Genomic DNA, 18,433 nt, shown 5'->3' with positions numbered 1-18,433 from the left:
CTCTTAAATAACGGCGAAGCTATCTGCCCGGGTTAATTTCCGCCAGTAGCCAGCACTCGAAGGCATGCAGCGCCGTCTCATTAATGCCTGTTTCAGACGGTTTAATTAAACAAAACTTTTTGCTGAGTGAGGCAGATTCAGGCCAGGGAGCAACAAGCTCCCCGCTATTTAACTCTTTTTCGACATACATGCGCGGCACTATTGCGACGCCTTGTCCTGATAGCGCAGCTGCGATAGACATTTCATGAAGATCATAGCGGACTCCCTGCGCTGGATTATCGAGCTCGATCCCGTTTTCCTGCGCATAGCATTGCCATGCCTGCGGATTCTGACGACGGTGAATACGTGGCAGTTTATTAAGTTGCGCGTAGTGTTTTTTGCTCTTTACAAGTGCTGGATGGCATACAGGTAGCAGCGTTTCCTGGAAAAGAAACTGCATATGCATACCTGCCCATGCCGGATGATCAAAATGAACTGCGGCGTCAAAACCACTGCCGGCAAGAATAAAAGGATCGGTCCTGGCGGCAATGTTCACAGTGATATCTGGATGCTGAATGTAAAAGCTGTTAAGGCGGGGAATCAGCCAACGGCACGTAAAAGTCGGCAGAGCGGCAATATCCAGATTTTTACTGCCTTCCGGCATACCCATAATTGATTGTGTATCTCTTTCAAGGCGCTCAAGCGTTTCGCGTATCTGATATGCATAGCGGGCGCCAACCGGATTGAGCTTAACGCGACTGCCGGTACGATCAAATAATCTACAGTTCAGCATGGACTCAAGGCGTGCGATTTGCCGACTGATTGCGCCCTCGGTTAGTGATAACTCCTGCGCCGCGCGCGCAAAATTACCGTGCTTTGCTGCAGCCTCAAAGGCCAGCAGGGAGCGGCTACTGGGAATTTTCATGGGCATTATCGTGGCCTTAATTGTCTATGTGTAACTTGATGTCAGTGACAAAAGATCACTGAATAATGAAATAATGTCGATTTTAATAGGGAAATAACTTGTTTAGCATGATTAAAAGTCATCAGGCAAGATGTTGCTCGCTTGCAATTTTTATGAGGTATTCATGCACTCTGTTAATTTCCCCACCTGCCAGATTGGTGGTTACCAGGTCATCGCGCTGAGTGATGGCACGATGGAAGCCACGCTTGATTTACTTTCAGGCATTGAGATCGCTGAGGCTGAGAGTATTCAGCGCAATGCCGGGATCGCGAAGTTCGGGCGTATCCATATCAACTGCTATCTCATTCGCGGATGCGGGCGCACCATCCTGGTTGACACCGGTGCGGGCGGGCGGGATAACGTGGGAGGGCAGCTCCGGGTGAAACTTGCGATGCTCGGCATCGGCCCTGATGATATAGACACGATATTATTGACGCACGGCCATCCCGACCATATAGGCGGTCTGCTGCATGAAAATGGGGAGCCAGTTTATAAAAAAGCTGAGCTCCACCTGCATCCGCTCGAAATTGCACACTGGCAGGACAATGAAAAACAACAGGCAGCCAGCGAGCGCGGAAAGCGGAATTTTACACTGTTTCGCAAGACATTAGACGCTTATGCCGGAAAGATATGTTTGCTTGATGAGAGTGAAGTAGTGCAGGGAATTCGTCCTGTATGGTTGCCGGGGCATACACCAGGGCATACCGGGTTTCGTATTCATTCCGATAAAAAAGAATTGTTAATATGGGGTGATATCGTTCATTTCCCACATATTCAGTCAGCACATCCTACTGTATCAATCATGTTTGATGTCGATCCCGTGCAGGCCGAAGAGACAAGGAAAAAAGCACTGCAACAGGCTGTAGATGAAAAACTGATAATTGCCGGCATGCATCTGGATCAGTCAGGATTCTCCTGCTTCAAGCTGTTCGGGGATGCTTATTTCCTTTGCAAGTTACATCAGGAATAGCAAAAAAATATACTTCGTTACCAACAGATAAAAACAAGCATCTCACAATGCCCAGCCACAGTTCCATTATGTGTACAACGTCCGCTTCTGGCACAAAGCGGACTAACGCCAAGCAAATGTCCGCTAAGAGCGAAAAGCGGACCCAGAAAACGGGCACGCAACCTTTGCATCGTTAACATGCATCCATTAAGGTTCTGGATAAAAAGGAGACTTCCGGCAAGGTGACATGATCAAATGCCCGGCAATATAACTGGTACCAAGCATTTTACCTGTCTACACCGGGAACTGCCTGTTGTTATTTACTGAAAAGAAAAAGATTCTGATTAAAAGCTGCATTTATTTTACAATTTATTCCTGAAACATTACGCTTAAGGACTCATTAGAAGGCCGACCCGGCACCCGAAAAAGCAGCATGACATCGAAAGGTAAAGGTAATTGTGTTCAGAATGGACGAAGGAATGCAGTCTGACGTTGTTATGGGCCACGCCATAATTGAACTTATGAATAAGAACATACCGATATCAGCTGAAGAGCTGCTTATTATCTTGAGGTCCTATCTGTCGGCGGGTCACCATTCAGGGGGCCATAAAGCCATATCTGATGCCATCCGTAAGGTTGAGCACGCCCTGAATGCACGTGCCGGCATCATTCATCCAGCTTGCCAATAGCCATTCGGGGCCAGGGCGATGCACAAACACTGATTGAATATTCAGCAGGCATTACCAGCCTACCCAAGCGGGAAAATCAGTCCCACATCCGAAGGCCTGCCAGACAGTATTGTATCCGAATCAGCCGCATGTCGGTCATGTGTGGTAAGCGACGACATTTATCGCCGCATACCCGGCGTCAGCCATAAGTTTGCGAGCCACTGTTATCCCGTGCGGACAGATACAGTATTTGTTACCAGACGAATGGCCGTCGCATAAACCTGTTTTGTTTCATCTACCGCATACTTCTCGCTTTTTCTTAGCTCCTCCAGAATACCACTTCTTTCAAGGTGCTTTCCCGATGCCAGCAGGCAGGATACAGCACGACCTATGGCCATAGTGATTTCATCAGTTGCCGCTGAAGTACTGACGTTCATACTTTCTCCTCAGTCTGAATCATCTTGGTTCTTTAAAGACATAACGGGCATAGCACCTGTGCATCCCGTTTACGTCATTGAGGTAATAATAGCAGCGATAAGTAAAAGTGAGAGCAGGTCACGTCCGGAAAACGGTTGTCACCACACAACAGACTTGTTACAGCCCCCGAGCCGGAACATCATTAAAAACATGCTGTTGTCAGATGTTGTTTATCAAGCTTAGTGAAAGCATCAATCATCATGAGAAAGTGTTGTTGTTGGCTATATTCTGAAGGTGCGACTAAGTTTTGAGCAGGAACAGTGCTGATTTCGTATTGATGGTGCAGATTATACTGGCCGGCGAAACCGCCGGTTTTTTTCAGAACTAGTCATCAGGACGGGTACTTTCGGAGAGATCTCTTTTCAGCCGGTATCCTTAAACTATCAGTCTTCCCCTGCTGCGAATAATCAAAAAGAATAAAACCGCCGTTGTTATCGCGAGCAGTAACGTCCGCTTCTGACACACAACAGACGGTGACTGATCATTTCCTTTTGAAGATGCATCTCATCGGATTCGCTCTAAAAGTTGCTAACTGAAGTAGCCCTCCGAGTCTTAACATACAGAAAAAGTTAGTGATTAAATGGTTATAAAAATCATTACGTTACATATAACTAACTGTTAGCGCCATTCAGATACAACGACGGCTGCGTCATCGCGCGCAGCGCCAGCGCTAAAAAGCTTGGCATCAGAATGGGCGCCCCATGGTTCCAGATAAAGAATCAGGATTTTCCGGAGCGCGTGCACGTTTTCAGCTCGAATTACGCGCTGTACCACAGCATGTCGCAGCGCGTAATGACGGTACTGGAAGAAATGACGCCCCGCGTAGAGCAGTATTCCATTGATGAGATGTTCCTGGATTTGACCGGCATCGATGGTTGTGAGGATTTTGAGCATTTCGGCCGGCGCCTGCGTGCGCACGTGCTGGCCACAACCGGCCTGACCGTAGGCGTTGGCATGGGCCCGACGAAGACGCTGGCAAAAAGCGCGCAGTGGGCAAGTAAGGAATGGCCACAGTTTCGCGGGGTGCTGGCACTGACGCCAGATAACCTGAAACGCACCGCTACGCTACTTGAGAGGCAGCCCGTTGAGGAAATTTGGGGGGTCGGACGTCGGATTGGTAAGCGACTTAACATAATGGGCATCGGTAATGCGTTGCAGCTCGCGCAAACCAATCCGTCGTTCATTAGAAAGAATTTTAACGTCGTGCTTGAGCGTACCGTTCGCGAACTCAACGGCGAGCCCTGCATTTCGCTTGAGGAGTCCGCGCCGGCGAAACAGCAGATTTGCTGCTCACGGTCTTTCGGGGAACGCATTACGTCCAAAGTGGCCATGCAGGAAGCACTGTGTCAGTACGCGACGCGCGCCGCAGAAAAGCTCCGCGGAGAACGGCAGTTCTGCCGGCGCATCAGCGTATTTATCCGCACCTCGCCGCACGCTCAGGGTGAAATCTTTTATGGCAACAGCGCCGGTGAATCGCTCAGGGTGGCGACGCAGGACACGCGTGATGTAATAGAAGTGGCTATGCGGTCACTTGACTGCATCTGGCTCGAAGGCAGGCGGTATATGAAAGCCGGTATCATGCTGGATGACTTCACTCCTCACGGCATCAGCCAGCTAAACCTGTTTGATGAAGATCAGCCGCGGGCTAACAGCACGCAGCTCATGAAGGTACTTGATGGCATCAACCAGTCGGGTCTTGGACATATATGGTTTGCGCGTCAGGGTGTCAGTCATGAATGGCAGATGAAGCGCGAGCTACTCTCACCTGCCTGGACAACGCGCTGGGATGACATCCCCGTTGCACTGGTCAGGTAAAAGTATCAATAAAGGGCATGAGGTGCGGTCTGGCGTTACTTATAGTATTTCGCTCGATTATTTCGCATGCGAAATAGCGATTACCTTTTAAAGAGAATCCGGACCGGATCTGTAAGCCTGTAGTGCTGCTTTGACCAGCGGCCTCGTGAAATATTTTGCTCTGAAGTGCGGTCAATACCTGTGCCATTATCGTCATAGTAATGAATATCAATGACGCCGAGCTTTTTCAACGCTGACGCAACGGTCCGAATATTGGTCCTGACGTAACCGCTTTGCTGTTCGAACTCATCCAAGTCCAGACCGCTATGATCACTATCGAGCGCATCGGCCAAAGCAAAGATTAGCCGGGTAGCAAGCGAGCGTCTTCCTGTCTCACCTAACGCTGCATCAAGTTCAGTAAACGTCATTCTGCTTTCACCGATATTTTTTTACGAGCACGATAATGCTGCTCTTCCTCAATTGCCGCAACTATCCATCCTGAGGCAACCCGCAAATCGACATCAGCGGGCAGATACTCTGCTAAATTTTCAAGCGTAAGGGCTGGAACCAGCTTTGTCAGAAGCGAAGCGAACCCTGCCCAATCTTCATTTTGGGCAGGTCTCCAGCCACGCTTAATTTCAAGATCAAACGCGGCCAATGCCGCCCACAGGGGCGGGAGCTTTCTTTTATTCCATTCAGTCAGCGCAGAGCCCGGCACGGCAAGCTCGCGAGAGATAAGCTTTAGCTCCCGCGCATGATCGGTAAGAACACGGGCAGCTTCAGCAGCACTCTTCTGTTCACTCATAGCCCATTTTCGCACGATATTACTGCGAAAATTCGCGGAGAGTCGGGTGAAAGGCGTCGCCATATGAGCCGGCATTATTCAGCCCTCAGACCTAAAAAGACTACATCGCAGGCCGGGACATAAAACTCTCCCTGCGCAGTGTGAACCCATACAAACCCGAATGACTCAGGCACTCTATCAAGCATGAGCCTACCTTCAGCTCCGTTCAGGCTGACAACAGGTATAAGCTGGCAACGTACAATGTGCTCTGCCGTGTTAGTGCCTATCGTGGCAACGAAACTATCTGGAGATCTAACATCGGGTTGATCGGCTTCAACTATTTGGGGTTTCGCATGCGACATCTCAGGTTTAGATATAGGTGGGACCTCATTTTCTGATGAAGGAGATTTCGCATGCGAAATCTTACGCCCCTTCAGTCTGTCGAGTTCTTTTTTAACCTGTGCCCGGCTAAGTAAACTGCCCGAATTATGCTTTTCAATCAGGCGATCAGCTGACGCGGGATCAATAGCGTCGACCTGAATCAGCGTATAAGCCAAATCGACGTCAGAGATAGTTTTGTTTTTCAGCAGGACCTTAATTTTTTCGGGTGCCGCGCCAATTCGCATATGCTTACTGACAAAAGCTGTAGGCTTGCCGAGGGAACGGGCGATTTCTTCCCCGGTCATATTGAATTCACCTTTCAGCTTTTCAAAGGCCAGCGCAGTCGCCAAAGGTTTAAGGCCTGACTGCTGCAGGTTTTCGATCAGCTGCCCCATGATGCGCTGCTTTTCATCTTTGGGCGGCCGGCCAACATAGATATCAATAAATTCATCACCGCGCTTTTTCATTGATCGGATACGGGTGGCACCGAACCATACCCGATATCCCTTTCGATCTTTCGGAAAACAGCGCGGCGGTGTCAGGTTACCGAATTCACTGAACGACTCAACCATGCCAGAAATGACCTCATCATCAAAGTCATCCTCCGGACGCACCTGTTCAACTTCATAAATCTCATCCGCTCTGACGCGAACGATCTGGCCCTCGGGCTCCAGCCCGGGCCGGGCAATTTCTGCCCGTATCTTAGACGCATCGAGCGTGCCTACCGGCGCTGGCGTATTACGGGCTGCGACGCTTGCGGCGACTTCAGGCATGGCGCTTGCAGTCGGACCAGAGGTTTTGAGCGCGTTTAGTTTCTTCTGAAATTTACTCGCAGCCATCAGTGGCCTCCCTGCGTCAGTTCAACAATCCTGTTACTCAGCTCCTGATACTGCTGCGCAGGCCTGCTTGATGGAGAATACTCTTTGATAGTCATGCCCAGCTCAATGGCCTCTTTGGCAAGATTTTTTACCCATGAAATATAAGCAAGCACTGTTTCCGGGCCGTAATTTTTCTCCTGCAGAATGTCGAACAGGCGCTGAAGGTTTTCTGTTTCTACAGCAGTCAAATAGCCATCCAGTAGTGGCTGGTTATAGTTCTGAACATTTGCCTGAGTAATATAGGTACCGAGGTATTTGAGTTCGGGATTGTAATTTTTACGAATGCGTTGCATGTACGATAGCTGCTTCCCAACACCAATACGTGATGACTTCTCCAGAAGAGTCGGAATCAGCAGATAGTCTGCGACGAGATGAGAGGCGATTAGCAGATTGTTATACTCAGGTGCCGAATCGATAAAAATATAGTCGTAGTGCTTTCGCAGCTCGCTGATGCGCTCTTTAAAGTCAAAGATACAGTCCTGCGGGCGATAGTTGATTTCGTGCAGTTCGTTGGTTGATCCAATGATGTGCCGCCCGTCAGGCAACACGTGCGGATTTACCTCTGTGTCCGTGAAGAATAACTGGTAGGCATTTGCTTCACCTGGCGTGAAGGTATTACCCAGCGGGTCTTTATCGATAGAAAGCGGCAGCGCATCAGGAAAGGTCCTTTCCGTCAGTCCGGAGGTGGTGTCAAAATCGATCATGCAGGTCTGCAATCCCATGGCCTGCAAATTGTAAGTCAGCTCATTTGTTGACTGAGATTTAACAACCCCCCCTTTTTGATTTCCTACAATAATGACAATTCCTGCTTTTGCTTTTGATTCCATCGCTACATCCTCAAGATTTCGCATGCGAAATAATTGTGATGGCTCGTCGCTGACCGGAGTGCTCCTTAAAGGAGAAAACGTGCTCCATTGAGTCTGGCGTTTCGCCCTAACGTCTACCGGCTACCCGGCGACAAAATCATTGTGCCAGGTTACCAATAAAGAATCAATATTGATTCTTTATGCGGGCTAATTTCGCATGCGAAATATTAAGTCTCCAATGGCGAGAGTTAGTCATCCTCCCACAAGTCCCTATGCCCCTCGCAGAAATCACAACCAAATGCTGCGCTAAGGTCGGGAACAGAGGAGCTCTGCTGCTGACAGTTGTCACACGTTTCTAAAGAGTGATGAACTGTGAAGCAAGCGGTACATAGATAGGCATCGCCATACTCACATATAGCTTCTATGCTGTCGCAATCAGAGCAGCCAGCACGGACGAAATCATACATATTGTGCTTGGTCATCTTCACAGGACTAATTACGTCAAATCTGCCCTTCTCTAAGCCACAGCTGCAGCAGTGAAAATCATCCCCATCTGGCAGCATCACAACCTTAGACTGACAGCCTGGACAATTCACTTCTACATAAGTTTCTGAATAGTGGCAGACATAACACAGTTGCTCATAAAGCGGCATATCATGTAAGGGTTGCTCGCGAATAACGGACAGCTGATGGCACACAGAGCATGCCTCGATGCGACGCCCCGCCTCTTTTGCATTAACGATCCGTTCTTGAACTGATTCATGGCGAAATTTTGCTGCGGCGTAAAATTCATTGCTTCGCAACATTCTGGTTTCATCACTCGCCAGTTTGCCGCGCAGCTGACTGCCAAAAAGAGAGGACCAGTCATCGCGCATGAGGCGATTAAGTGCAAACCAGGCATTGGCCTGTTCGGTTAGCACTTGCTGCTGATCTCCGGCGCTAAGCTCGTTATGATAGAAATGAACGACCCGATTGCGATGGTTCTTCACTTTATTGAAGAGTAAGGTAACATTTTTATCTAAAGGTTTATCGAGGACGTCTCCGAGGCGTGCGCAGGCCTCATCATAAGTGACCGATTGAAAATCTCCTGCGAGGTACTTTTTTCGCTCCATCCTTTTTCCGGAACAGGCCAGAGTCCAGTGTTCGTGAACAAGCGGCACCTTCATCAGGATTTCAACGGCCGTCCAGAAGCTGACGACGGAAAATTTGGCGTGTCCCGCCTGGAGCTCTTCGCGCGCCTTATTTAGAAAATCCAGCCCATTAGCAATCAAAGACTCCGTTTCCGAAGTCAGACGCTGCTCGTTATGCTCATATGATTCAAACATAGTTTTCCATTATTTGTTGTAACCGTAGGTGAGAAGCAACACCAAAGTATCACAGGCTCGGTGCGGCAAGTCTTAAAACCCGTCAAACAACTCTGAACTCAGTCCCGTTCAGCATCGATGTCCTGCTGCATGCCGTCGAGGATTTGCATGTCAATCGCCCGCGTAAACAGCTGGACCTGTTGGGCCAGTTCGGTTACATCATTGTGCCCAATGGCTAACAGCTTACCTTCTGTGTCCTTGCCGTTACGGTGCACGATGTCATGTCGGCGTTGAACAGCGGCGCCAAGGAAGGGCAGCGACGACTCCGGAAACTGTGTCAGCAGCGTGCTGCTGAATATATTCTTGGCCGTCTCAATTTTGTGCAGCGACAGGCCATCGAGGGCATCTTTGATTTCCGAATCGATGACTGACAGTTTCGAATAAAGCTCGGAAAGAGTAATTTTCTGCTTTCTGAAGGGCTCATAGCTGGCCACAAAAAGCTGTTTGACCGCAGGGCGTGAGAAAATTTCGCGCTTCAGGATATCTCCCAGATAGGCCTCCATAGCAGTAATGATGCTGGCATAGCACATCCGTTGCAGTGAGGGATTGTCTGGCTGTGAGTCCGACAGTTCCTGAATTTCTCGGACGGATGCACGATAGCCGCGGTGTGGCACGGTTTCCTCATCCTGAATCTCTTCCAAATCCAGGAAATCTTTATCTTTCCCGTCATCGTCCTCCATCATCTCAGCAACGTTGAGTTCGCAAATCGCATCATCAGGACAGGAGGCCAGAAAAGCCACAGTGAACTCATCCCAGTGCGGCCCGGGGAAATTAAATACGCCTGTTGACGGATAGTTGCGGTAGGTCGGAACGAAACTCAGCATCGCGTTAACCAGAGGATTCTCGCTGACGTCACACCACCAGGCACCGTTAAAGAAATCCCCCGTTACGGTATCGCGCCGAGTTACGACTTCCGGAAAGGCACAAATCCAGTCGCTTAATGACGTATCCCTGACAGCGCTGACAAAGCGCTGGTAAGCATCCAGATTACGAGCCCCACGGCTGAGACCTCCCTCGCTGAGCCTGTAACCATCCAGCACGTCATCCAGCATATCAATCTGCTTCTGCAGATAGCCAATCAGCTCGTTACGATGATGAGTAAAATAACGTTCGCATGCCGGCAGATCGAAGCCGGCCAGAGCCATTCTCCGGCGAATTGTGGCGGCGTTGGCACGAAAACCAATGAAGATCCCATGCGCGGGGGCATTCTCGTTGTAGGGCATGCACTCAATGACCCTGTCACTTTTCCGGAAGAACCAGCGATCGTAGTGGTCTGTAAATTCATGGACCTCAACACCGCCAATCACAATAGCTGCGTAAGCTGACATACTTTTCTTCCTTTATAAGTGCTGGGGCAGTCCGCGCAGCAGCTGCAGCGCGCCGGCGGTATCCATAGAGAACCGCACCTGATGACTGGCCGCCACATCAAGCGCGAACACTTTGGTATAGACCTCGGTTGATTCAAACTTTTCATGGCCGAGCAGCGACTGCAGCACCTTCGGCGGCACGTGGTGGTAGAGCATATGCATGGCGAAACTGTGGCGGAACGTATGGGGGGAGATCTCGATGCTGAACCGCACGCCGGCGCGCGCGGCCGCATCGATGGCGCGGTTTATCCAGTTCCGCACCGTACGGTCGGAAACGGTCCACACCGGCAGGGCGCGGCGCTCGCCGGTTTCCGGGTCAGACTCAAACTCCTCCCTGACGCTCGCAAACAGCCGGCGCATCTCGTCGACGTAGGCCGGATCGGAGAGCGGCACCACGCGGTTAGGGCTCGTGCCTTTTCTGGGGCGCCCGCTGCCGGCGCGCCGCTGCTTGGCGGTGCGGATGATCACGTGGGGTATGGCGTCGTTCAGGCGGAAGTCGCGCCGCCGCAGTGCCAGCACCTCGTTGAGCCGGCCGCCGGTATTCCATAACGTGTTGACCAGGGCGTGCTGCGTCCAGTCCGGAACGTGGTGGAGTAGACCGGTGACCTCCGGTGCCAGCAGGTAGCGGGGCAGCTCGGCGTAGGCCGCGGCCATGGTCCGCAGCGCCAGCGCGCGGCCGTAGTCGGGCTGCGCAGCCGGCAGCGCGATCGGGCCGTTCAGGATCGGTAGCGACATAAAACCTCATTTCTCAGTGACAGCGCTACGTAAAATCTAACAAGGTTTACCCCTGCCGCTTTCTCAGATTTCACGTAGCGACGCCTGCTCTTTCTCTGCTCATTTTCGCCCGTGCGGCGGCCGCAGGCCACCGGAATAATCCGCGGAGCGATCCCGCGCTATTTTCCGTTTTACAGATATATACCACAAAACGGAACAAAACAGCAGGCGGGTGACGGGGAGGGCGGATCCTGAAAGGATCCGGTTATGCCTGGATAGTGGGGCAGTCGCGGCCGGCAGACACAAGATGATGGGGTAAAGGCGGAAAACCGCCCCTCTGACGCCGCCTTTCCGGTTATAGCAGAAAGCGGAAAGCAGGTAATCAGAAGAACAAGCCGGCAAAGACTTTCAGACATTCTGCGTCGACAGTATTTAAAGTTATCGGGGTATCAATACCTGTAAGAGGTACCGGTTCAGTACAACGTAAAATAAGTTCTTAGCCTGTATGTACTGCGTAAAAAGTTTTATCTAAAACCGCGCACAATACTATTATCAGCGCAAGTTTATTTTACTAAAATAAGCAAAAAATAAGCCTTGACTATTGACAATTCCTTATTTTAGAGGTAAGATAACATTATATTCAAGAAAGGAGGCAAAGCTGCTTCCAGGACATCAGTCGGGTCCTCTGAGAATAAAGACAATAACAAAGTCAGAGATTCCGAATGGTGTGATCACGCCAGGCTCTGACGAATGTCAGAGCCTTTTCTTTGGCCTGAACAAAATACCAAGCGCAATGTATGGGTGCAACGCCCGGGGATAAGTGCGCTCATTTTAAGGATTGCAGATAAAGAGAGAGGTGAACCATGCATTAGAAATGATAGCGATTACAGAAACTTATATTTATTAAACCAACAAGGATTTCAGATGAAAACCATGTTTAGCAGTAGATTTATTTATTCCCGTTTAACCCATAACAGAGGAGAATCCCATGGGCCTATTTACATTCAACTACAACAAGATTTATTTGAACACTATTCCTGGACAGAGCGAACCCGCGCACCGCCCGCCAGAAAACAAAGGCAACAAGCAAACCTACATTGAGGTATTAATCGGGGTTGCCGTATCGTATTATGCCGATCCGTATCTGAATGGAGTAAAAGCAATGCTTGCGCAATCGCTTGAAGTATTGAGTGTTTCGCCGGGCTACGCTTCCACTGCTTCAGAGCTGTTGTGCTTTACAGTGATCTGCACGGCACCGGCGTTGATAATCAGAACATTAACTAAGCTATTGAAATAAGATAACTACAGTATCAGGGTGGCCGCCCTGATACTGTTAATAGTACCAAAGTACTGTGCAAATAACAACCATCGCCTTAAATCCCATTACAAGCAGGTTCAGTATATATTTGCCACTACTTATCTGCATAGAGGGAATTCTTTACGTTGTAGGCTGCTATTTCAGCGAGATCACCCTCAATCTTCGCTTTGATAAGCTGCATTAGATAGGGTGCATATCCTTCCGCGTTATTGTACGTTTCAAACTCCTTAACGATACCTTCAGTACGATGAAGAGTACACAACTGCTCCCTTATAACTGTTCCTGATACCTCGCTAATACTACCATCAACTGGCAACTTGAAAATATAATCATCATAAATACAAAATTCGGAGAATTTTCTCTCGTGCATTTCCGATATAATCTCTTCAGTCATTAATCTCCACGTTGAATTACTGGGCGATTTATATTGGCAGGAGGCTAACTTATCAACAATGCTCTTTGAGTGTTGAAAGCTTTTTACAACCTTCTCAATTTTTTCGAGCACCTGTCCGCTTACAGTCCATTTTTTACCAATGCTGTCGAAAGCCTCAAGAGCAGCCTTGCGCATTGGATTATCGAAGATGGTTATGACCATAATTAGCGGAGAAATCAGTCTTACTTTGGGAACTTTAAAGGTTCGTTTACGCATACTAGTCTGGTTATTAAGATGCATAGTGAACTTCGACTGAGTATTTAACACCAAGTCATGTATTTTATCCTCCCAGTCATCCCTTTGAAATAATTTATTCGGATCTGTAGGAAACATAAAAATGGCGTGCTCAAAGAAGCCAAAGTCGTGCAATAATTTCTGATAATAAGGATAAGAAGACTTCCTTGCCCTTTCATCACGTACGTTGAGCGCATTTACTGCGATTAGAAGCAGCACATCGTTTCTGATAGTGGAACGGAGCGGCGATGTATAATTTTTCTGGAAAGTAATAGGGTCAGAGCCATTGAAATCACCATTTTCGCGCACAAACTTTAGCAGGTGATACAAAACCCGCATATATCTGCTGATAATCTGATGGCCTGTCAAAAATGAAAAGCAACCTTCTAATTTTTCGTCATAAATGCTTTCATCAAAAAATGCATTTATTTCACGTTTTGCAACTTCGGAACGATAACTGCCTTCATCCCCCTTTTTAACAGGATGTCTGGAATCCAGGTAAGTGCATAACTGTTGATGGTAATTGTCATGCTGAGCCAGCAACATGGAGTAGCGGCTTTCAAAAGCCGTACGCTGGTTTGTAATTTGCGTTTCTTTTAGCGTAGCCTTACCCAGTACCTGCGTGGCTTCCATAGACTCTCGCGCTATCTCCGCGCTCTTTGCTGCTTCTTTTGCAGCCTGCCATGTTGCGTAGGCTGCCCAAAGCGTACCTGCCGCGCTGAGGAGTGCTAATGCCTGCCCCAGACACATGGCAATAATAAAAACAACACTTATCAGAATTATGGATATAAAGGGGTTGGATTTGATTGGATTAACTTTCTTAAAATTAATGTACATTGATGCTTCCTGTTTAAACCCTTGATTTTATTTCCGCTAAGAACATAGCCACTGTATCCCGCTGCCGGATGCACTACTAGTTTGCAGTGCAAAAATTAAATGCTTTATACCCTCCAAGTTGTTTGCGGAAAAAACGAGATAGCCTGCAAAACCAGAACAGACTGGAAAGGGAGGCGTAAGGGAAGGGCGACGACGGCCGGCGCGCACCCTATATCTTGTACCGTAAGCAGCTGACGGAGACACAAGATATAGCATTATCCACAGATTTTGGGGATAAGTTGGCCGATTGATGAGAATGCCGGTAAACCGCAGTGAGAGAGAAAGAGGCCAGCCGGCGCTGGATTGAGTTCATGAGAGGATAATTACGAGCATTCCGGCCTGGACGAAAATAATGCGCGCCGGTGCGTCACTGTTTTGTATGGATACCCAGCAGGCAGGCCTGGCGGAAGATCGGGCGCGTCAGCCAATGACGTTCATGGAAGGCGTCGGCCTCGCGCTGGATCTGCCGGCTGATGTGCTTTCCCCATACCGGATCGTGGCGTCCTTCTTCAATTTCCCGGCGTACGACCCCGTCACGGACTTTCATAATGAGCGCAAAGGCGGCCAGGGTGAGGGCCAGTTACATTAGCAGCCCGGCTGTGACGCCGAAACCGGAGAAGTTGGCGCCCGTGACCACGCAGAAGCCGGCCAGCTGCAGAGACACCAGGTAAACCCTGATAACCCGGCCGGAAGAGTAGTTAATGACGGTAAAGCCCGGGACTTCTCTTTCAGTCAGTGACGTGCGGTAGCCCATAATTTTCTCTCTGTTGACTTATTCCGACAGCTTATGTCGCCGCAGCGTTTTCCGGCATTCCAGAAAATAATCTAGGCATACGACTCTTTAATGCTCAGCGTCATACCAAGCCTCATTACGCTGCTAAAGCCAGTAAACAGTAAAGCAGGTTTGAAAACTTCCGATCTCCTAACCAGCAAAATTGGCAAGCTTTGCCGAACCGCAAGGGGATGCTTTTCGGACCTAGAGTGTAGAATCTGATGGCAAACAACATGAGTGGGCTTTATGTCTTCATCTTTCTCAGCCTTATGGGCGAATTTCTAAAAGGAAAAACACTGGCACTTAGGCTGTAAGTTCCTGCAGGATTGCCCCCTAGGATTATCATTACAGGTTCCGGACACTGATAATTTAGATTTGCTGCAATGCTCTTCATGGACTCGAAATCATCGCTACTTGGTTCCGGCAATCCTCTAGGGTGAAAATGCCATTCGCCAATGTAATATTTCCCGGTTTTCCAGCGCTTTTGAAGTAAAGATCTAAGCCCTTTGGTACCTCGCTGGAAAGTCGTCCGGTCGGCGAGCGAATCAGCAGGTCTAGCTGTGGCCTCAAAGACTATGGCCGTCGAACCGTCCTCGCTATAGTGACCTATCAGAATACCCCCAGTTTCATTCAAACCTGCGTTAATGCATTCTGCGACGATTTGCTGAAGAGATGACGAACAAAGCGTGACCGTGTACGGTGCAGCCGCGTTTGAAAAGGTCACATCTTTAATAATCATGCGTTTTCCGCTCAACAGTTCCATCAGGCATCTGCTTAAAATATTCATAGATTCTCCCAGGCGTACTAACTACCCTGCAAATGAATTTTGTGGCCACAGCTGCCCAAAGTTGAACATCATCTGCTCGGGCTGGAAAAACTGGATGCCAGCAACCGATCCCTTCTATTCTTGCCTCCCCCAAATCGATTTCAGGCGAAGCAGACTCCTCGAAGCGGCTTAAAGCATCTATTGCCGGGAACGCCGTTTCACTTGCTGCATATGCAAATAAGCCTTCTGCCCGCCAAGTCATGGCCAGGCTTATGAATATCTTTTCGCTTTGCCAGTCAAATACCGATAAAGCTTTAAGTACGCTATCATCTCCGGTGCAATCAATTATGACGTCATACTGACGCAGGGAGGATTTCGTTAACTCGCTATCTGGAGGAAAAGCACAGCTGTATGAACATGAATCTGCGTCAGGTAAAATTCGATTCAGATGCTCGACTAAGGCGGCTGCTTTGTTATGTCCTACAGATGTCATGGTCAGGGCGTGACGGCTAAGGTTTCCGGTCTGTAATAAGTCTGAGTCAAGGATCCCCAGCCTGATAACACCTATGCGCATAAGGTTTTCAGCAATAAGGCTGCCTAGTGAACCAGCACCAATTATTAACACCTTTCTACTACGTATTTCGTCAGCCGCTTCACCACGTGTTCTAAGCTGGTCAGTAGCCCAGTTTTGCGTTCGTACCCATGAGATGGGATCCTGAGATGTCGCCTGTTCACAATCCCAGATACGATGGTTACGTTCCAAAGCGCGGAATCCGGGACGGGTCGTTATTTTTTTACAGAGGCCCTTTAATTGCAACGCCAGCCAGTGGATCCGCGTTGGAGCGTTTCCAATCCTGTCTTCCAGCGGGAATCCTAGCAAAAGTAAGTTGGGATGCCGTCGCTTATAGCGGCCTCTGACCGAACGGCCAATATCCGCAAAGAAGTTAGGCAGCGATAGGCCACAGTGTTCATACCAATTACTCAACTCTTCCCAAGTCCGCGGCGCCTGCCAGGGAGCCAAAACGGGCAGGGATGGTAAAATAGTCCAGATAGCGTTTATTACTTTGGTACTTTTACGCATGAAAGGAGACCATTTCATTGTCCGGATAAGCTTTTCCTTTCTATCGAAAAACTCCCGCAAAAAAAGCGTTCCTCTCGCGCCGGGCAATCCACTGCTGCTTGCAAATCCCCATTCGCCGGTCTGCGATTTCCAAAACGGCAGGTCATCAATACGCTCGTTAAAACCGATAACAGTAAACGGTGACTGACCCGGGAAGGCAGGTAACTCAAGCGCATCTCCAGGCTTGGCTAGTCCGTCCTGCGAGGCAGCGTCAACCCATAACAGTAGCCTGCTAAGCCGCCAACGGACTCTGGCAAGTAACCCATCCGGCTCAAACCCCCATTGATTACGGCCAAATACAGCAGGTGTGTTCTCAAGACAAGGATTGCCGGTGGTCCATTCGTTTGGAGATTTTCCTGTGAAATTGTAGCTTTGATGCGGAAAAGTCGCCGATATACCTTCAAATTTATCAGGGTAAAACTCAATTCTTATGTGGCCTCCTTCATGCCAGAGCACCAGATGCCAGACACTATTGTCTGGCATGAAAAGGGATGGTTGCACGGACAGCTTTATGGTGAGCTTAAGCGACCATTTTTGGTCCTCAGAAAGTATCCAGCCACTACCTATCTGAATCCTTGGCTCATGATTCATCAGGATGAAGACATCCTTGAGTTCAGCAGGCACTTGTTGAACAACTCTACTCAAGCGAAACGTCCGGTTTTCTGAGGGTCTGCTGGTTTACTTGGCGGAGTAAACCCACCATTGCGATCGCCACCCTGCGGACCGGGTAATGGAAACTTCGAGCCGAACAGCTTGCGCCATAGCTCGGCACTCTCCTTTGCATCCTCCGAAGCCAGTGCGCTGCGAGCAATTTCAGCCGCAACCTCTAGGCCTTCATAAAAATCACAGAAGTCGCGAGCGGATAATCGCGCCAATACGTCATGTTCTTCTACACCATGGTCAGAAAGCCACGGCTTACTTTTATGATTATAAATGTCTTTCCAGCGTACTAGAAAAGTATCCATCAACTGAACCAAGCCTGTTGCCATCGAATTGGTGCCATCATCCAGAGCATTGCCTATCAGATGTTCCAGCGGATATCCTTTAGGATATTTGGGCAAGTTTTCACTATTTTGCTGACGCCACCATTTTACCGCCCTAACAATATTTATGTAATGGCCGTTGCATAAGCGGTTTTTCTCAGCGGTCCATCTTATCTGAGCAAGGGGGTGAGTCCGGCCCCATTCATTCTTTTCCCTATCAGGGAGCACTAACGGGTGCGCTTTCCATTCTGATGCAGGAGCGTCTTGAACCGGGGACGAATTATTTTGGAACCAGCTGCTTGTAACCGGTGACCAGCTTTTGTTCAGGCGCCAATCAGATTGCTCTTCCAGCGAGTTTACCGTCAGAACCGATTCTGAGCGGTAGAGTTGCTCAAGCCGGTTTTTTTCTTCACCAGATGCCGGAATTGCAGTAATAACCAGATCCAGTTCGACATAAGCGAGGGTAATACCAAAAGATCGTCCCTGAGTTACCCACTTGCCCGGATAATGTTTTTCTAGAAAGGGAACAAACAAATCCATTGCCTCTTTTGGAGCTGTCTTCATATGGTCAAGATTGGTCACTACAACAATATCGACATCCGGGCGTTTATCACCTAACGGACGTATGGCGGTTGAACGCCGAATACTGCCCTGCAGAAATGTTGACACAACGATATCCTGGAGCGGCTCGTAATTCTTAAGGCGATCACGCAACGTCTTTGCACCACTTTTCCAGTCTTCCTTCTGCGTAGCAGTTGGCCTAATATGCGTTAAAAATTCATTAAACTGTGAATTAAGTTCCATCG

General features: G+C 49.0%; 17 protein-coding genes and 1 pseudogene. 4 read left to right on the top strand and 14 right to left on the bottom strand.

Features of this window, described 5'->3' with window-relative positions; genetic code table 11:
• Nucleotides 1-19: 19 nt before the first annotated feature.
• Nucleotides 20-910 (bottom strand): LysR substrate-binding domain-containing protein, encoded by an 891-nt coding sequence (locus SB719_RS16665; protein ID WP_412159480.1) that lies wholly within the window; start codon nt 908-910, stop codon nt 20-22.
• A gap of 157 nt (nt 911-1,067) precedes the next feature.
• Here SB719_RS16665 and SB719_RS16660 point away from each other — a divergent pair, with 157 nt between their 5' ends.
• On the top strand, nt 1,068-1,913 hold the full coding sequence (locus SB719_RS16660; RefSeq protein ID WP_412159479.1) for an MBL fold metallo-hydrolase: 846 nt from the start codon (nt 1,068-1,070) through the stop codon (nt 1,911-1,913).
• 871 nt (nt 1,914-2,784) lie between these two features.
• Here SB719_RS16660 and SB719_RS16655 read toward each other — a convergent pair.
• Nucleotides 2,785-2,997 (bottom strand): hypothetical protein, encoded by a 213-nt coding sequence (locus SB719_RS16655; protein ID WP_412159478.1) that lies wholly within the window; start codon nt 2,995-2,997, stop codon nt 2,785-2,787.
• Nucleotides 2,998-3,673: 676 nt separating this feature from the next.
• On the opposite strand from SB719_RS16655, the pseudogene umuC reads away from it, so the two are divergent.
• Nucleotides 3,674-4,852, top strand: a pseudogene (umuC, locus tag SB719_RS16650) (translesion error-prone DNA polymerase V subunit UmuC); the annotation flags it as partial.
• Nucleotides 4,853-4,932: 80 nt separating this feature from the next.
• Here umuC and SB719_RS16645 read toward each other — a convergent pair.
• From SB719_RS16645 to SB719_RS16615, 7 genes are all read right to left on the bottom strand, one after another.
• Entirely contained in the window at nt 4,933-5,259 is a 327-nt protein-coding gene (locus SB719_RS16645) for a hypothetical protein (protein ID WP_412159477.1), read from the bottom strand.
• Nucleotides 5,256-5,636 (bottom strand): hypothetical protein, encoded by a 381-nt coding sequence (locus SB719_RS16640; protein ID WP_412159476.1) that lies wholly within the window; start codon nt 5,634-5,636, stop codon nt 5,256-5,258. Before SB719_RS16640 ends, SB719_RS16645 begins: the two co-directional genes overlap by 4 nt.
• Before the next feature lie 74 nt (nt 5,637-5,710).
• Nucleotides 5,711-6,835, bottom strand: coding sequence for a ParB/RepB/Spo0J family partition protein (locus SB719_RS16635; protein ID WP_412159475.1), 1,125 nt, complete (start codon nt 6,833-6,835; stop codon nt 5,711-5,713).
• Nucleotides 6,835-7,701, bottom strand: a complete 867-nt coding sequence (locus SB719_RS16630; RefSeq protein WP_412159474.1) for a ParA family protein — start codon at nt 7,699-7,701, stop codon at nt 6,835-6,837. Before SB719_RS16630 ends, SB719_RS16635 begins: the two co-directional genes overlap by 1 nt.
• 227 nt (nt 7,702-7,928) lie before the next feature.
• The gene (locus SB719_RS16625; RefSeq protein ID WP_412159473.1) at nt 7,929-9,005 is read right to left on the bottom strand and encodes a hsdR; all 1,077 of its coding nucleotides are present in this window, start codon (nt 9,003-9,005) and stop codon (nt 7,929-7,931) included.
• A gap of 98 nt (nt 9,006-9,103) precedes the next feature.
• Complete coding sequence (locus tag SB719_RS16620; RefSeq protein WP_412159472.1) at nt 9,104-10,372, bottom strand: HEPN/Toprim-associated domain-containing protein; 1,269 nt, start codon at nt 10,370-10,372, stop codon at nt 9,104-9,106.
• Between the two features lie 12 nt (nt 10,373-10,384).
• Nucleotides 10,385-11,146 carry a site-specific integrase gene (locus SB719_RS16615; protein ID WP_412159471.1) on the bottom strand — a complete coding sequence of 254 codons (762 nt, stop codon included), beginning with the start codon at nt 11,144-11,146 and terminating at the stop codon, nt 10,385-10,387.
• A gap of 967 nt (nt 11,147-12,113) precedes the next feature.
• Between SB719_RS16615 and SB719_RS16610 the strand changes: the two genes are divergently transcribed.
• Nucleotides 12,114-12,422, top strand: coding sequence for a hypothetical protein (locus SB719_RS16610; RefSeq protein WP_412159470.1), 309 nt, complete (start codon nt 12,114-12,116; stop codon nt 12,420-12,422).
• Between the two features lie 115 nt (nt 12,423-12,537).
• On the opposite strand, the gene SB719_RS16605 is transcribed toward SB719_RS16610, so the two are convergent.
• On the bottom strand, nt 12,538-13,947 hold the full coding sequence (locus tag SB719_RS16605; RefSeq protein ID WP_412159469.1) for a putative phage abortive infection protein: 1,410 nt from the start codon (nt 13,945-13,947) through the stop codon (nt 12,538-12,540).
• Between the two features lie 391 nt (nt 13,948-14,338).
• Between SB719_RS16605 and SB719_RS16600 the strand changes: the two genes are divergently transcribed.
• Complete coding sequence (locus SB719_RS16600; RefSeq protein ID WP_412159468.1) at nt 14,339-14,575, top strand: hypothetical protein; 237 nt, start codon at nt 14,339-14,341, stop codon at nt 14,573-14,575.
• On the opposite strand, the gene SB719_RS16595 is transcribed toward SB719_RS16600, so the two are convergent.
• From SB719_RS16595 to SB719_RS16580, 4 genes are all read right to left on the bottom strand, one after another.
• The gene (locus SB719_RS16595; RefSeq protein WP_412159467.1) at nt 14,567-14,740 is read right to left on the bottom strand and encodes a hypothetical protein; all 174 of its coding nucleotides are present in this window, start codon (nt 14,738-14,740) and stop codon (nt 14,567-14,569) included. The two genes, SB719_RS16600 and SB719_RS16595, sit on opposite strands and share 9 nt — an antisense overlap.
• A gap of 262 nt (nt 14,741-15,002) precedes the next feature.
• Entirely contained in the window at nt 15,003-15,497 is a 495-nt protein-coding gene (locus SB719_RS16590) for a Mov34/MPN/PAD-1 family protein (RefSeq protein WP_412159466.1), read from the bottom strand.
• Nucleotides 15,487-17,289 carry a ThiF family adenylyltransferase gene (locus SB719_RS16585; protein WP_412159465.1) on the bottom strand — a complete coding sequence of 601 codons (1,803 nt, stop codon included), beginning with the start codon at nt 17,287-17,289 and terminating at the stop codon, nt 15,487-15,489. The genes SB719_RS16590 and SB719_RS16585 overlap by 11 nt, the downstream gene beginning before the upstream one ends.
• On the bottom strand, nt 17,286-18,431 hold the full coding sequence (locus tag SB719_RS16580; RefSeq protein WP_412159464.1) for an SMODS domain-containing nucleotidyltransferase: 1,146 nt from the start codon (nt 18,429-18,431) through the stop codon (nt 17,286-17,288). Before SB719_RS16580 ends, SB719_RS16585 begins: the two co-directional genes overlap by 4 nt.
• Between the last annotated feature and the right edge of the window lie 2 nt (nt 18,432-18,433).

The organism is Pantoea sp. SIMBA_079, assembly GCF_046940275.1.
GTDB lineage: Bacteria > Pseudomonadota > Gammaproteobacteria > Enterobacterales > Enterobacteriaceae > Pantoea > Pantoea borealis.
The sequence above is the reverse complement of the archived record's forward strand: the minus strand, read 5'-3'. Positions and strand labels throughout refer to the sequence as shown.